The 16,913-nt window shown below is 48.9% G+C and carries 7 protein-coding genes; 4 read left to right on the top strand and 3 right to left on the bottom strand.

What is annotated here, in order from left to right:
• The 4 genes from EOE67_RS13910 to EOE67_RS13895 are packed head-to-tail and all read left to right on the top strand — an operon-like array spanning position 1 to position 6,131.
• A complete protein-coding gene (locus EOE67_RS13910) occupies positions 1-1,512 on the top strand; it encodes an N-acyl-D-amino-acid deacylase family protein (protein WP_206099602.1) in 1,512 nt (503 codons plus the stop codon).
• Positions 1,513-1,566: 54 nt separating this feature from the next.
• Positions 1,567-1,950 carry a RidA family protein gene (locus tag EOE67_RS13905; RefSeq protein WP_127699939.1) on the top strand — a complete coding sequence of 128 codons (384 nt, stop codon included), beginning with the start codon at positions 1,567-1,569 and terminating at the stop codon, positions 1,948-1,950.
• A gap of 42 nt (positions 1,951-1,992) precedes the next feature.
• Complete coding sequence (locus EOE67_RS13900; protein WP_206099601.1) at positions 1,993-3,567, top strand: sodium:solute symporter family protein; 1,575 nt, start codon at positions 1,993-1,995, stop codon at positions 3,565-3,567.
• A 44-nt stretch (positions 3,568-3,611) separates the two neighbouring features.
• On the top strand, positions 3,612-6,131 hold the full coding sequence (locus tag EOE67_RS13895) for a beta-N-acetylhexosaminidase (RefSeq protein WP_164852340.1): 2,520 nt from the start codon (positions 3,612-3,614) through the stop codon (positions 6,129-6,131).
• Between the two features lie 99 nt (positions 6,132-6,230).
• Here the strand turns inward: EOE67_RS13895 and EOE67_RS13890 are convergent, their stop codons facing one another.
• From EOE67_RS13890 to EOE67_RS13880, 3 genes are all read right to left on the bottom strand, one after another.
• The gene (locus EOE67_RS13890) at positions 6,231-12,659 is read right to left on the bottom strand and encodes a beta strand repeat-containing protein (protein WP_127699937.1); all 6,429 of its coding nucleotides are present in this window, start codon (positions 12,657-12,659) and stop codon (positions 6,231-6,233) included.
• A gap of 604 nt (positions 12,660-13,263) precedes the next feature.
• Positions 13,264-14,697 carry an HlyD family type I secretion periplasmic adaptor subunit gene (locus EOE67_RS13885; protein ID WP_127699936.1) on the bottom strand — a complete coding sequence of 478 codons (1,434 nt, stop codon included), beginning with the start codon at positions 14,695-14,697 and terminating at the stop codon, positions 13,264-13,266.
• Complete coding sequence (locus EOE67_RS13880) at positions 14,694-16,892, bottom strand: type I secretion system permease/ATPase (RefSeq protein ID WP_127699935.1); 2,199 nt, start codon at positions 16,890-16,892, stop codon at positions 14,694-14,696. Before EOE67_RS13880 ends, EOE67_RS13885 begins: the two co-directional genes overlap by 4 nt.
• Between the last annotated feature and the right edge of the window lie 21 nt (positions 16,893-16,913).

Below are 16,913 nucleotides of genomic sequence, written 5' to 3'. Positions count from 1 at the left end.
TTGTTACCCGCGGCAACGATCGTTGCAAGGACGCAGCAGCAGGCTGAACTTGAGCCTGAAACGGGCCATCTGCTGTATGACCGGATTTTCTTCGGCGCCAGCGTGATTGATGGCACCGGCGCTGCCGCTGTTGTCGCCGATGTGGCACTGCTGGCGGATCGGATTGCCGCCATTGGCACCCTGACACCCGGCAGTGGCCGCATCGAAATTGCCGCCCAGGGTTTAGTGCTGGCGCCCGGTTTTATTGATGTGCATACCCACGACGATCTGGAGCTCATCCGCAATCCGGCGATGCTGGCCAAGCTTAGCCAGGGCGTGACAACCGTGATCACCGGCAATTGTGGCATCAGCGCGGCACCGGCCGATCTTGATGCGCCACCGCCGGATCCAATGAATTTATTAGGTCAGCAGGCCGAATTTGCCTACCGCAGTTTTGCCGAATACGCCGCGGCGCTGCAGCAAGCCAAGCCGGGCGTCAACACTGCAGCGCTGGTTGGCCACACGACGTTGCGCCATGCGGTGATGACCGATTTAGCCAAAGCCGCTACTGTGCCAGAGCAACAGCAAATGCAGCAGCTACTGCGTGAGGCATTGCAGCAAGGCGCTTTAGGCTTAAGTTCCGGCCTGGCTTATCACAATGCGATTGCGGCTCCCGCTGCAGAACTCGCCGCTGTTGGCGCACCGCTTGGCGAATTCGACGCAATTTACACCAGCCATTTACGCAGTGAATTTGAGGCTATTATTCCGGCATTGGCCGAAGCGGCAGATTTAGGCTTACACCTCAAAGTGCCAGTGGTGATTTCGCATTTAAAATGCGCAGGTATGGCGAATTGGGGCCGCGCCGGGGAAGTTCTGGAATTTATTGGCAAGCGGGCAGCTCAGCAGCATTTTTGCTGTGATTGTTACCCCTATTCCGCCAGTTCCAGCACCTTAGATTTAAAACAGGTCACTGCCGATTTTGAGATTTTTATCACCTGGTCTGAGCCTTATCCCGAGCTTGCCGGCCAAACGTTGGCGCAAATTTCCGAGCACTGGCAGTTGCCGTTACTGGAAACTGCCGCGCGGTTAATGCCGGCTGGCGCTGTGTATCACGGCATGTCGGAAACCGATGTGCAGCAATTTTTAAGTTATCCGCCGACGATGATTGGCTCGGACGGATTGCCTTGCGACCCGCATCCACACCCAAGGCTATGGGGCGCTTTTCCGCGGGTGCTCGGCCATTACAGCCGCGACTTACAACTGTTTAGCCTCAGTCAGGCCATCCACAAGATGACCGGTTTGTCGGCACAGAATTTTAAGCTGGCGCAGCGCGGGAGTATTAAAGTCGGCAACTTCGCCGATTTGGTACTGTTTGATGCCGAAAAAGTCAAAGATAACGCCGATTTTGTGCAGCCTTTTGCGCAAGCTGACGGCATTGTGCAAGTGTACGTCAACGGCGGTTTGGCCTTTGACCAAGGAGTGGCCTGCCCTGATCGGCATGGCCGGTTTTTAGCGCATCAGCCCCAGAGCTGACGAAAGCACTGACGATAGTGCTGAAGCGCGCAGCTGTTCAAACAGGAGGATCAAATGATTAAAAGATTTGGCGCCGAAGGTGGTGTAGGGACCGGCGGGCAACATTTGCCGTTTTCGCGCGCAGTACAAGCGGGCGGTTTTTTGTATGTGTCGGGGCAAACGCCGATGCGTGATGGTGAAGTGGTGGAAGGTGGCATTGTTGAGCAGTCGCGCATTGCCATCGAAAACTGTATTCAAATCATGCAGGAAGCTGGTTATGGCCTGGAGCATGTGGTGCATGTCACCGTGGTGCTGACCGATGCCCGCTATTTCAGCTCTTTTAATAAAGTGTTCCGCGAATTTTTTGCCGCCCATCCACCTGCGCGGATTTGTGCGGTGGCTGACTTGGTGGTGGATTGTAAAGTGGAAGTGGATGTGACTTGTTATAAACAACCCTAGGTCCGGATTCTGAATCGAATTTTATAAAAAAGCAGTCGGCCAATGTCGCAGACTGCAGCAAGCAACATGGGGAAAAAAATGACCGATCAGGCGGTGTTTTTAGTCGGATTTTTGCTGTACTTAGTGCTCATGATCGCAATCGGCTGGTGGGCGGCGAAGCGGCAACAAGCATCTAATCTATTAGAGGGTAAAAGTAGCGCGGCACAAGCCGGTGAAGACTTTTTGCTCGGCGGGCGCAGTTTACCGTTTTGGTTAACCCTTGGCACCACGGTCGCCACTATGGTCGGCACCGGCTCGTCAATGGGGGCGGTCGGTTATGCCTATCACCACGGCTGGGCCGGCACTTTGTATGGTGTTGGCGGAGCCTTGGGAATTTTGCTGCTGGCCTGGTTATACGCGCCGCTACGGCAATTGCGTTTTATGACCATGTCAGAAGAACTGAGTTATTACGTTGGTGCTGATGCGCTGGTGAAAAACCTGGTGGCGCTGATTATTTTTGTCGCCTGTATTGGCTGGCTCGGCGCCCATATTCTCGGCGGTAGCATGTATCTGGCCTGGCTGACCGGTATTGACCAAAGTTCAGCCAAGTTGTTGATTGCTTTTGGCTTTGCCATTTATGTGGTGATTGGCGGTTACACCGCTGTGGTTTGGACGGATGCGATTCAGGCGCTGATTTTATTTGCCGGTTTTATCCTGATGGCGTTATTTGCGCTGCACGCGGTAGGTGGCTGGGATGTGTTGCAGCAGTCGATGCGCGAGCATCAAATTGCCACGCCAAAACTCCTGCCGTCAATATCGCTGGCGGTGGCTATTTTGGTCGGCGTGCTGGCAACGCCATCGTTCCGGCAGCGGATTTATTCCGGCTTAAACGTGTCGACGGTGCGCCGCTCTTTTGTCTGGTCTGGTGTGTTGTATTTAGGTTTCTCGCTGATCCCGGCGCTGCTTGGCGCTGTCGCCTGGTTACTGATCCCGACTTTAGAAAACCCTTCGTATGCCTTTCCTTATCTGGCGCTGGAACTATTACCGGTTGGCCTTGGTGTGTTGGTGCTGCTCGCGGGAATTTCCGCCACCATGTCGAGCGCCAGTTCCGATGCGATCGCGGCGGTATCGGTTTTACTGCGGGATATTTATGCGCTACTGTTCCGGCGTACGCCGCACGCGGAAAAAGTGGTGCGTTGGTCGCGTTTTGGCTTGGTTGGCGTGGTCGGTTTGGCGTTGCTGTTTGCGCTACTCGCCGACAATATCATCAGTTATATCACCAGCATGATTGCGATGTTGCTCTCCGGCATGTGTGTGCTGGCGCTGCTGGGTCGTGGTTGGCAACGGTTTAACCGGTATGGCGCGCTGGCGGCATTGCTTGTGGCGCCTTTGGTGTCGGCTGTGATTTTGCTGCAACCGGACTGGTTAGCTTATTGGGGTAATCCGGTGTTGCCCGCTGTTGCGATTAGCGCTTTGGCGGCGGTGCTGGTGACGTTGTTGACGCCGCAAAACCGGCTTAGCCGTGCAGAAGCTTTGGCGGTGTTGACCGCGCAGCGGGCGCAAATGGAGCATTCAACTGAAGTTTCAGCTGTTGCAACTACCTCCAGTGACAATGCTTTAAAGGCGGAGCTTTCATGATGTTGCGGCGCTGCTTGTTCAGGTTTGGATTGCTGGGGGGATGTTTGCTTGCTGCGCAGCCACTGTTTGCTGCGGACGATCTACCGTTAATGCCTTATCCGCTTAAACTGGAGCGTCAAACCGGGGCTTTGTTGCTGGTGGGTGATCAAACAGAACTGCGTCTTGACGTTGAACTGGTGCTGGCGGACGCGACCCAAAACACAGCCACCGATGGCAAATATTTAATCCAACATCTGCAGCAACGCTTAACCGCCCAGGCCGGTCGGCCGGTATTGCTGCAATCGGTGACTACGGCGGTAAAGCCAACTTTGCGGCTTGAGATTGGCAAACTGCTCACAATCCCCAAACCGGGCGATGATGAAAGTTACCAGTTACAAATCACGCCACAGCACATTCACTTACAAGCCAATACCAGTACCGGCGCTTTATATGGGTTGGAGACCTTAACTCAGCTACTGGATTGCCCGTCGCTGCCAGCAACTTCTTCGCCTACGCCGCACTGTCAGTGGCCAACTGTCACTATCGAAGACCAACCCAGGTTTCCATGGCGTGGTCTTCTCATCGACAGTGCGCGCCGTTTTGTACCGCTGGCCGATTTAAAACGCCAGCTGCAGGGCATGGCTTCAGCCAAACTCAATGTGTTGCACTGGCATTTAACTGATGATCAGGGCTGGCGCTTTGAAAGCTTAAGTTACTCGAAACTGACGCAATTCGCGGGCGGCGAGTTTTATACGCAAGCACAAATGCGCGAGCTGGTCAGCTACGCCGCCAAGTTGGGCATTCGCGTGGTGCCGGAAATTGATTTACCCGGCCACGCCAGCGCCATCGGCCGCGCTTATCCGCAGTTATTGGCTGAGCCGGGTTCAGCGACCAAAGCGGAACGACGTTTTGGCGTGTTTGCACCAGTGCTGGATGTCAGCTCGCCCGAAGTAACCGCTTTTGCTGCGGCATTATTAAAAGAAGTCGCAGCGATTTTCCCCGATCCTTATCTGCATATTGGTGGCGACGAAGTTAAACCGGAGCAGTGGCTACAAAACCCGGCCATTCAACAGTTTATGCAACAGCAACAACTGGCTGATGCCGGGGAATTACATGCCGATTTTAACCGACGCTTGGCGCTACAACTGAAACAGCTTAATCGCACCATGATTGGCTGGGACGAAGTGCTGCACAAAGATTTACCAAAAAATGTGCTGGTGCAGTCATGGCAAGGGCAAAATGCGGTGGCCGAAAGTGTCCGCGCTGGTCACCCGACGATTTTATCGGCTGGCTATTATTTAGATCAGCCGATGCCAACTTCCTATCACTATCGCAACGATCCGGTTGGCGTGGCGCAGCCTTTGCCCCCGCTACCGGCTGACGGCAAGCAAATAGTGCTGGATTTTCAGCTGGCGCGTTTTAATAACAAGCCGGTGAGCGGCCAGTTTATCTTGCTGCCGACAGCTGTCTCACAGAACCTGCAACAGCCACAACTGCGGATGCGGGTACCTGCGCGGGGTGAACTGGCACCACGCTGGGTGCAACAACGCAGCAAAGCCGATGGCAGCAGTGACTGGGTATTTGCCATCGACAGTTGGTTAGGGCCGGCGGAAATTCAGCTGCAGGGAAGAACTGACGGCAGCTGGCATGCCAGTGCAATGCTGGGCAATACACGCTATCCGTTGACGGTAAAGTTAGCGAGCAATAGCAAACAGCAACTGGCCTTGCCCGTACTTCCTACCTTGACTGCAGCATCCCAACAACAGCTGATTTTAGGCGGAGAAGCCGCGCTTTGGGCCGAATTAGTCCCGGCAACGCTGTTGGACTTAAAACTGTGGCCACGGTTATATGCCTTTGCCGAGCGGCTATGGTCGCCTGCTGATATGCGTGATGAAAGCTCAATGTATCAACGGTTGCAGCAAATGGACGACTACGGCAGCCGCATTGGTTTATTACATCAACAACAGCAACGCCAGGGTTTAGCTACTTTGGCCAGTAATGAAGCAGAAGCCGCCGCTTTGTTGGTGCTGAGTGAAACTGTCGAACAAAGCCAATATTACAGTCGCCATCATCTGAAAACCGTGCGTGGTCAGTATCATTTGGACGCTGAGCTCGCTCGGTTCGCCGACGCATTACCAGCGGAAAGTCTAGCGCTGGTGGTGCTACAGAAGCAGCTGGCGACAAACGGTTGTGCAGCAATCGGCACCTCGTCCGACAGGGCACCGCAAACCGCAGCACAGCGCGCCAGCAGCATCCACGCCTTGCAGCAACAATTTCAGCGCTGGCAACAAGCTGCGGCGCAGTTAAAAAACTATCAGGGCAAGCAACAAGCCCGAATAAAGCACCTCACGGCTCAGCTCGCTATTACCAGCGATATCGCGCTGCAATGGCTGGCGGAGCAACAACGGCTAACTCAGCAGCCAACGACTGGCAACAAGGTCAGAAAAACCTGGGATTTGCAGCGCCAACAACTGCAAATCATCATCAACGAAGTCGACGAAGAGCTACTGGCGCTGGCGCAACCGGTGCAACAGATGTTGGAGTGCCGTGAAGCTGGAATTTATCTATGGAAGGGAAATAGCTAATTTTTTTGGATCTCAAAAAGCAGTTTCAGACAAAGAAAAGGCCAGTCAGTGTGGACCTGACTGGCCAATTTTGATTGCTGGTAAAGCAATAAAGTGTAGTTACAGAGCGTATTCCTCAATCATTAATCTGCTACTGATTGCAACGTCAACTTCGGTGTCAGTGTCTGTATCAAAAGCATTCAACGCATCTATCAGGTTTGCTACTTTTGCATCAACACCATATATATCAATCAGATATTTTTCTGATGTAGCATCTTTCCAGAATTGTTCAGATCCGGGTTCATCCGGTAACGGTGAAAGATCAATAGGTGCAATGCTACCATCTGCAAATTCTAAGCTTTCGATAGCATAACCAGAGTCTGTAAACGCATTTTCGATAGTGATTTGATCTCCGGTTAGTTCGCCACTGTTGTTCAAAAACCTGATGACAAGGTGGTTGTCGGCAGTTCGCTGCAATTGCAAATGTGACTGCGTAATACCAGAGCCAAAAACAAGCTTATCGATACCTCCCAAATCACGAATGGTGTCCTGACCATCGCCCAGATTAAACATGTAAGTTTCCAAACCAAAACTTCCTTCAAGTCGGTCGTTGCCGATGCCACCTATCAGAATATTATGGAAATCTTTGGCTAATTCTGGTGTTGAAACGATTTTCAAGGTGTCATCGCCCGCACCACCGACTAGTCTGTTGTGGCCTAAACCACCGCTGAGGGTGTCGTTACCTTCCATGCCAAATAACCAGTCAGCTTTGTCGCCGCCAGTGATGACATCATTATTGTTAGTGCCGATCGATGTAGAACTTAATTGACTATGCCAGTCACCATTGATCACAGTGCCGTCAGCAAACACCATCTGTTCGATACGACGTAAAGTGTTGGTGGCCGCATCTTCGATAGTAATAGTCGAGATCTCACCGGTTTGCGGGTGGGCGACCATCACCACGAGGTGATTACCAGCGCGTTGCAAGCTGATATTGGCGGCAGTAATGCCTGCACCAAATACCAGTTTATCGACAGTGGTGTAACTCGATTTATCGACAATGACATCATTGCCATCGCCGAGGTTATAGACATAGGTATCGGCGCCGTGAGCGCCTTCCATCCGGTCATTACCGGTACCACCGATAAAGGTATTGCGGAAGTCTTTCGAGTTGGTCGCTGTTGAAGCAATTTTTAAAGTGTCATCCCCCTCGCCACCGTTGAGGATGTTGTTGCCAAAACCACCGTCGATAGTATCGTTGCCAGCCATGCCATAAATGGTTTCGGAGGCGTTAGTGCCAGTAATATTGTCATCACCAGTGGTGCCAGTTAGTGCCAGTTTCTCTAACCAATCGCCTTCAATCACAGTGCCGTCAGCGAACACCATCTGCTCAAGTCGGCGTAATGTATTTGTCATTGCATCTTCGATAGTGATGGTAGAGACTTCACCGGTTTGCGGATGAGTTACCAGCACGACAAGGTGGTTACCATTACGCTGTAAACTAATATTGGCGGCGGTAATACCTACACCAAATACCAGTTTATCGACAGTGGTGTAACTCGATTTATCGACAATGACATCATTACCATCGCCGAGGTTATAGATATAGGTATCAGCGCTGTGAGCGCCTTCGAGCCGATCGTTGCCAGCACCACCGATAAAGGTGTTGCGGAAGTCTTTCGAGTTGGTCGCTGTGGAGGCAATCTTTAAGGTGTCGCTCCCTACGCCACCGTTGAGGGTATTGTTGCCAAAACCGCCATCAATCACATCGTTCCCGGCCAGACCATAGATAGTCTCTGAGGCGTTGGTGCCAACAATATTGTCATTATCATAGGTACCAGTCAGTCCAAGCTTCTCTAACCAATCGCCCTCAATCATAGTGCCGTCAGCAAACACCATTTGCTCAATACGTCGTGTGGTATGTGTTACAGCATCTTCGATAGTGATGGTAGAGACCTCTCCGGTTTGCGGGTGGGCAACCAACACAACGAGGTTGTTGCCAGAGCACTGCAAGCTGATGTTTGCAGCAGTAATGCCCGCACCAAACACTAGCTTATCGACAGTGGTGTAACTCGATTTATCGACAATGACATCATTGCCATCGCCAAGGTTATAGAGATAGGTATCGGCGCCGTGAGCACCTTCCAGACGGTCATTACCGGTGCCGCCGATAAAGGTATTGCTAAAGTCTTTGGCAGCAGTTGCTGTTGAAGCCACTCTTAAGGTGTCATTGCCTTCGCCACCATGAAGCTTATTATTGCCAAAACCGCCATCAATGATATCGTGTCCTGCCAGGCCATAAATAGTCTCATGGGCATTGGTGCCAGCAATATTATCATCACCAGTGGTGCCAGTCAGAGCTAGTTTCTCTAACCAATCGCCTTCAATCACAGAGCCATCAGCGAACACCATTTGCTCTATTCGGCGTAATGCGATTGTCACGGCATCTTCGATAGTGATGGTAGAGACTTCACCGGTTTGCGGATGAGTTACCAGCACGACAAGGTGGTTACCATTACGCTGTAAACTGATATTGGCGGCGGTAATACCCTCACCAAACACAAGTCTATCGACAGTGTTGTAACTCGAATTATCGACAATGACATCATTACCATCGCCGAGGTTGTAGACATAGGTATCGGCGCCGTGAGCACCTTCCATCCGGTCATTACCGCTGCCACCGATAAAGGTATTGCGGAAGTCTTTCGTGTTATTCGCTGTGGGAGCAATCTTTAAGGTGTCGTTCCCTTCACCACCGTTGAGGGTATTGTTACCAAAACCGCCATCAATCACATCGTTACCGGCCAAGCCGTAGATCACATCAGATTTTTCATCTCCGGTGATGGTGTCATTACCTTCGGTACCGTAAGTTGCGTAACTAAGCTGGCTAAACCAGTCCCCCTCAATCACAGAGCCATCAGCGAACACCATTTGCTCTATTCGGCGCAAGGAATTTGTCACGGCATCTTCGATAGTAATGGTAGAGACTTCGCCGGTTTGCGGATGAGCGACCAACACGACAAGGTGGTTACCATTGCGCTGTAGACTGATATTGGCGGCAGTAATGCCTGCACCAAAGGACAGGGTATCGGCTTTGTTGGTGCCCCCAGCTTTATCTGCAATGACATCATTGCCATCGCCGAGGTTGTAGACATAGGTATCGGCGCCGGAAGCACCTTCCATCCGATCATTGCCGGTGCCGCCGATAAAGGTATTACTGAAGTCTCTGGTGTTGTTCGCTACCGAAGCAATCCTTAAGATGTCATCACCTTCGCCACCATCCATCGTATTGTTACCGAAACCGCCTTCGATGATATCGTTCCCCGCCAGGCCGTAGATCACATCTGACTTTTCATCTCCGGTGATGGTGTCATTACCTTCGGTACCGTGAGTTGAGTAACTAAGCTCGCTAAACCAATCGCCTTCAATCACAGTGCCATCGGCAAACACCATCTGCTCTAATCGGCGTAAGGCATTTGATACTGCATCTTCGATAGTGATGGTAGAGACTTCACCGGTTTGCGGATGAGCGACCAGCACGACGAGGTGATTACCAGAGCGTTGTAAATTGATATTGGCGGCAGTAATTCCTTCGCCAAATACCAGCTTATCGACAGTATCGTGGCTCGATTTATCGAGAATAACATCGTTGCCATCGCCGAGGTTGTAGAGGTAAGTATCGGCACCTAAAGCACCTTCCATCCGGTCATTACCAGTGCCGCCGATAAAGGTATTACTAAAGGCTCTGGTGTTGGTTGCTAGTGAAGCAATCTTTAAGGTGTCATTACCTTCACCACCAATAAGGGTATTGTTACCAAATTCACCTTCGATGATATCGTTACCGGCCAGGCCGTAGATGGTTTCTGAGGCATTAGTTCCGAGTATCTCGTCTGATTCTTTTGTTCCAACCAGATTGAACTTCTCTAACCAGTCGCCATCAATCACAGTGCCATCAGCAAACACCATCTGCTCAAGTCGGCGTAAGTTATTTGTCACAGCATCTTCGATAGTAATAGTGGATACTTCGCCGGTCTGTGGATGAGTAATCAGCACAACGAGGTGATTGCCAGAGCGTTGTAAAGTGATATTGGCGCCAGTGATCCCTTCGCCAAAAACCAGTTTATCGACAGTATCGTGGCTAGATTTATCGAGAATAACATCGTTGCCATCGCCGAGGTTGTAAACGTAAGTATCGGCACCTAAAGCACCTTCCATTCGGTCATTACCGGTGCCGCCGATAAAGGTATTGCTAAAGTCTCTGGTGTTGTTCGTTCTGGAGGAAATCTTTAAGATGTCATCACCTACGCCGCCATCCATAGTGTTGTTACCGAAGTGGCCTTCGATTACATCATTGCCGCGTCCGGCAATAATGAGTTCGTCACCATTGTCGCCGTTTATTATATTATTTCGGCTATCTCCCAACAGTACTTCCCAATCAGATGAAATTCCGTTTATGTCTGTGGATTCTTCTGTTGCTTTTTGAATATAGGATCCTAATTTACTTTCCCATATCGATTCATCATCAACAAGTCCTGATGATGTGAGTGTGTTGCAAAACGAGATAAAATCCCAAGAGCCATCCTGAACGAATTCTTTGTAGTATTTTACGATGTCGAATAGATCGGCTAGTCCATCAAGTTTGTTTTTAGAAATTTCAGCTGTTAATTTGCCCTCCAAATGTTCGAAGTTTAAGCTAATTCCAGCTTCATCAAAATTTAGCTCTACTGAATCAATGATGTCAGCTAACCGAGTTTTAAAACTTAACGAACTGAACACCTGATTAAATATTTCCTGATAAGTTGATTCAATGGAACGCTCGGCATTTTGAGCTCGGACCTGGAATGGAAAGTTGGAATGTGCTCCCATGCTTGGGAAGAAAAAGTATGATGTATTTGATCTGGCCACCGAGCCCGCACCACCTCCACCCCCGCGGTATTCCGAATAAACAATATTTTCTATAGGCCGACCATTAAATGCTTCGATTACACTGTAGCGACCAGTTAGATATTCTTTTCCAAGTGGAAACATCGATACAGTATTATAAGGGTCGAAATAACTGCGATAAGCAATTTTCGCCATTTTGTCGTGAAATGTTTCCAGCTCGCTTCCTAAATGCCATTGCCATAAAATATCATCGACCAGAGCCAATTGTTCTGAACGCGTGGTAGCTTTAGAAAAGGTCTCCAATAGACTTGCAAGGTTGTCGTCTAATGTTGCGGCTTCACGTAAACTACGCAGCCCACCTGAACCAGCAAAGTCAGGCAATTTCTCTGTTCGCTCAGTAAGAGGTATTTTGTCATTGAAGCTATTTCTAAAAGTATCTGCAGCGAAAAACAGCGAGCTCATTTCATGTTCGCGGCCGTCTGAAAACTGGAAGCTGGAGACAGAGTCGACACGGTTACCGTGTTGAGTGGTACCTTTATTTTTATTGTCTAAATTAATCGAAGAAATGCCTAATTCAGCCAGTGTCTTTAATTCCCCTTGCTGCGTTACCCCATCCTGATTCAGGTCTTGCCATACTTTTAACCGCGAAAATATTTTGTCTTTCGCATCGATAACACCATCACCTTTCCAAGGTTGGCCATTTGCATCATTTCCATCAAATGCTTTTAACGCTTCAAAACCATCTTTTGCTTTGCGCTCAACACCGTTATAACTTACATCTACGATGGTATTGTCGCCAAACAACTCTTTACCGCTATCGATCACACCATTTTCATTCCAGTCGACTACTAATAAACCATCGTCTGGTTTTACCCAGCCAGTGCCATGTTTAAGTCCGTCACCATTATGGTCAAACATAATACCGGCATTGGTGCCAACGGTTTCAACGCCGTCACCATCTAAATCTAATACCAGCGGGTCGCGAGGGGCGTTGACTGCGCGGTCGATCATATTAAATAAACTATTGATGTCGTTTGGAAGGTAACCTGTAGGATTAGCGCCAAAAAATGATTGAATTTTACGCAGACCGTTTGATAAATTCAGTAAACCATCAAGAATTGATGAGTCAATATTATCGAAAAAACCAGATAAGTCGTTAATTCTATCTAAAATATCTCCCACGTAACCAGACAAATTATCTGACAAACTAGTAAATTTATCAAAAACGGATTTCATTGCCTGAATCGATTCTATATGCGCTTGGTATTGAGTTGGAGTAAAGTAATTTTCAAATTTATTAATGCCACCTGCCTTTAAAATGTCGCTGACAACGGTTGCACAGTTACTGCCTAAAATAGAATGTGCTAAGTTTGGTGCATCTACCAAAAAATATGGTGGTGGACTTGCTTTCAAAGCGTCGGCTTTTGACTTCATTGAATCGAACATGTCTTTTGTGATGTCAATGTTAATTTTGTAGTCGCTCCTCCCTTCCGCCTCTGGTAAATCTCTAAAAGCGCCTGGTCCATTGAATGGGTTTTCAGCTGGTCCATAGCTGTATTGATGTTTACGGCCATTAGCATCAAATAATACGATCCAGACATGATAGCCGGCCTTGTTTTCATGAGAACCGCTGTCAACATGTATAACTGCTTTATAATCGCTCATTTTACCTCCTTATTGAAAATGTTCCTTAACACAAAAATACAAGCCAACATCAAAAATATAGAATAAATATTGAAAAATATAGTCGTGGACATTTCGTTATTCAAATCAAAAGTAAATTTTTTTCTGGAATGATCCACACTGGTTTCGCCATAATTGACATTGCAAATAGAAAAATTATTTCTTACAATAATTTCAAAACGTTCAGGTGAAGCGGAAACAGAGCATTTAGAGAAACTAAATGGTGAAAAAATTTTTCTAAACTGAATATTGCATTTATTTTTAATACATTCAGAATCGTGAGTGATCTTGTAAATTTGGGTGATTTGTGGGTTTAATCCGACAGTAACTATGTCGCTACCATAGTTGTACGTCTTAGGATAGATAAAGCTCAGGGCAGAATATGACAATATTATATATATCGTGATCGCTACGTATGCATACATTATAGGTTTAGATAACCTGCTTGAGATAAATGCAACCAGCATCATTGAAAAGTATAGCTTTGATGGTATGGCACCAAAAAAAATCAGCAGTAAAAAAGAAACAAACAGATAAAGAAAAAGTCTTGTTATTTTTTCTTTCCAAGGTACATTTTTTATAAAAATCATCGTTCTCTAACCCCTTCATCCACAGCCTTTATCACCGGGGACAATAAAAATTCAATCACACGTCGTTCACCGGTCTTCACTTCAACAGTGACTGTCATGCCAGCCCCTAAAGGCACCGTTTTATTACCTGCCCGAATATTATGCTGCTTTAAGCTCACTTTTAAAGGAAAGACCAAGCCCAGCCCTTCTTTTTCTACCGCATCGGTTGAGACATCAATAATTTCACCGTCTATTACGCCGTATTTGGTAAATTCAAAACTTTCCAGTTTAATTTCAGCTGTTTGACCTACTTCGACAAAACCAATGTCTTTGTTTAATAACCAGGCTTCGGCGATCAGTTGTTGGTCTTGTGGCACTACACGCATTAACTCCTGCGCAGGCGTCACTACGCCGCCAATGGTGGTTAATGCCAGTTGTTCGATGGTGCCGCTGACCGGCGACAAAAGCTGTTGTTGTGAATTGGTGTTTTGCGCTTTAATCAGTTCCTGAGTTAACGCACTGGCATCACGGTGATACTGGTTTTGCGCTTCACTGAGCTGGCGCTGAAATTCGGCTTGTAACACTTGTTGTTGCTGTGCTGATTCACGAATGGCGGCAGCCAGCTGTTGCAGTTTGGCTTTTTCGATGGTCAGGCTTTCCGCCTGATTAATGCGGTTGAGTTCCAGTTCCAGATATTGGCTGCGCGATGCCAGCGACTTCTCCAGTAGCTTCTGCACACTGTCTGCTTGTTCGGTGATCAGCGGCATGGTTTTTTCAATCCGGCTGATATTGAGCTTGGTGGTGTCCACTTCCGCCAGCAGTTTATCGCTTTGGCGTTGTACGCTGAGTTGCCTGGCCTGATATTCCAGCCAGCTGCTGTCTAATGCTTGTTGTTGTGGCAAGGACAATGGCTGCAGCTGTGCTGATGCCAGCGCTGAAGCAGGCCGTTGCGGGGCATGTAACCGTTGTTGCAACAATTCCGTTCGCTGAATATCTTGCTGCACACCTTCAAGCTGCACACGCAGACGTTCCAGCTCGGCTTCGGTGATGGTGCTATCCAGCGTTAACAGCACATCACCGGCAGCGACCTTTTGCCCTTCACGCACATGGATTGCCGTCACCACCCCAGCGTTTAATGGCTGGATCACCTTCACCTGCGAACCGGGTACCAACTTACCCTGGGCACTGGCGGTGATCTCAATTTGCCCCCAGCATGCCCAGGCAATAGCGACGACCAGCAGTAACATAATGGCCCACAAAATTATCCGACTATATGGGGCAGGTGGGGCGGCCTCAATTTCCAATGCTGCTGGCAGAAAGCTCAGCTGCTCGCGGCTAAGTTTTTTCGCCAGCGGCAGTTGCACGACATTCGATGCGGTAGTATTCGATACGATAGTATTCGATGTTGCAGCCGCGTCTTGAGGCACTGAATTTTGTTGCGGCTGGTTCATACAACCTCCACCGGATCAGTAGGGTTGTGGTCTTTTCTGGCAAGGTTGACCGGTTGAGCATTGACGACAACCGGACCGCCATGCTGAATTTGCACCAGATGATGGTAAATGCCCTGCAAGTGCAGTAGTTCGGAATGGCTACCTTGTTCGGCGATTTGGCCTTTATCCATCACTACAATACGATGACAATCGCGTACTGCAGACAAGCGGTGGGCAATGATAAATACCGTACGTCCGGCGCAGATTTCGGCCATATTGCTTTGAATAATGCGTTCAGATTCATAGTCCAGCGCGCTGGTTGCTTCGTCAAAAATCAGGATTTTTGGGTTCGCAATCAAGGCGCGGGCAATCGCCATACGCTGGCGCTGGCCACCCGATAAACTGGAACCATGCTCGCCGACAATCGTGTCGTAGCCCTCGGGTAATTCACAAATAAATTCATGAGCACCGGCTAATTTTGCCGCCCGGATCACCGCTTCAATATCGCTGGCGGGGTCGCTCAGGGCAATATTGTCGCGGATGCTGGCGTTAAATAAAAAGCTCTCCTGCAGCACCACGCCAACTTGCCGACGCAACCAGGCCGGTTCCACCAACGAAAGGTCAATACCGTCGATTAACACGCGTCCACCCTGTGGCACGTACAAGCGCTGAATCAATTTGGTTAAAGTACTTTTCCCCGAGCCCGAACGACCAACGATGCCAATTCGTTCACCAGCATTGACCTGTAACGACACCATATTGAGGATGGCCGCTGAATCAGGGCGGTAACGGAAGTTTACTTGTTCCAGCGTGACACAACCCGTCACATTGGGCAGGACGGTGCGGTTTGGGTTGTAACCAGGTTCAGTCGGAGCATTGAGTACATCGCCCAAACGCTCAATTGACACCTTGGCTTGCTGAAAATCCTGCCACAAGTTGACCAAGCGCATGATTGGGCCAGACACCCGCTGCGCCAGCATATTAAACGCAATAAACTGCCCGACAGTGAGCGAGCCTTCCACCACGGTTAAAGCGCCAAAATACAACGTCAGCAGGGACACCACTTTGTTGATGTAACTGGCAATACTTGAATAGATGTTATTGATATGTGAAGCGTCGAACGAGCTGGAAACATAATCCGCTAACTTTTCTTCCCATTTATTACGCATTTGCGGTTCAACAGCCAGCGATTTTACCGTTTCAATGCCGGAGACCGATTCCACCAAAAACGAATGGTTTTCGGCGCTTTTCTGGAATTTTTGTTCCAGCTTGTCCCGCAGTGTTGGCGTGATCAGAATCGACAGCAGGATGTAACAAGGAATTGACCCGACGACGATCCAGCTCAGTAGCGGTGCGTAATAAAACATCACCGCAAAAAACACCACACTGAACAACACGTCCAATACCACGGTTAACGATGAGCCGGTGATAAATTCGCGGACTTTATCCAATTCTTTAATACGGGCGACCGTATCGCCAATCCGGCGCATGGCAAAGTACGAAATCGGCAAGGCCAACATATGGCGGTACAACAAACCACCCAATTCCACATCAACTCTGTTGGTGGTGTGGCTAAACACATAGGTGCGTAAAGCGGTTAATAAGACTTCAAAGGTAATCACGGCAAAAAAGCCAACGGCCAGTACATCTAAAGTAGTTAAACCTTTGTGTACCAATACTTTATCGATAGTGACCTGAAAGAAAATCGGCGTGGCCAGACCAACGAGTTGAATAAAAAACGATGCCAGGAGTACATCAGCAAACAGATGACGGTATTTCAGCAACGCCGGAATAAACCAGCGAAAACCAAAACTGGTGTTGCTGGCCACGATGCTGGTGCGCTTGGCCAGATGAAGTAATTCACCGGTCCACATTGATGCCAAAAATGTTAATGAAATACTCTGCGTCTGCCCGGTTTCCAGATCCTGAATCAGCGCACGCTCGCCTTTGATTCTGGCCAGCACAAAATAGCTGCCGTCTTTGGATTTACCGACAGCCGGTAACAAGAGCGGATCAAGTTTTGCCGGTTCGGCATGAATAAACTTCGCTTTAAAGCCAAGACTTTTGGCGGCTTTAATCAGATAAATATCTGTGAGGTCATCATTTTGCGGGGCGAATTCTCGGATTAGAGCATTCGGTGAAACCGGTATTTGATGCATCCTTGCGACAACAGCTAAACATTTTACGCCAACAGCAAACGGCGAAGAATGTGACATACAATCCCTGTATAAGTGACA

The organism is Rheinheimera riviphila (assembly GCF_004005945.1).
In the GTDB taxonomy this organism is placed as follows: domain Bacteria; phylum Pseudomonadota; class Gammaproteobacteria; order Enterobacterales; family Alteromonadaceae; genus Pararheinheimera; species Pararheinheimera riviphila.
Note: the sequence above shows the minus strand (reverse complement) of the source record. Positions and strands in the feature narration are given on the sequence as shown.

Coding starts and splice junctions, on each gene's coding strand:
- EOE67_RS13905 (WP_127699939.1), top strand. CDS start 1,567: ATGATTAAAAGATTTGGCGCCGAAGGTGGTGTAGGGACCGGCGGGCAA.
- EOE67_RS13900 (WP_206099601.1), top strand. CDS start 1,993: ATGTCGCAGACTGCAGCAAGCAACATGGGGAAAAAAATGACCGATCAG.
- EOE67_RS13890 (WP_127699937.1), bottom strand. CDS start 12,659: ATGAGCGATTATAAAGCAGTTATACATGTTGACAGCGGTTCTCATGAA.
- EOE67_RS13885 (WP_127699936.1), bottom strand. CDS start 14,697: ATGAACCAGCCGCAACAAAATTCAGTGCCTCAAGACGCGGCTGCAACA.
- EOE67_RS13880 (WP_127699935.1), bottom strand. CDS start 16,892: ATGTCACATTCTTCGCCGTTTGCTGTTGGCGTAAAATGTTTAGCTGTT.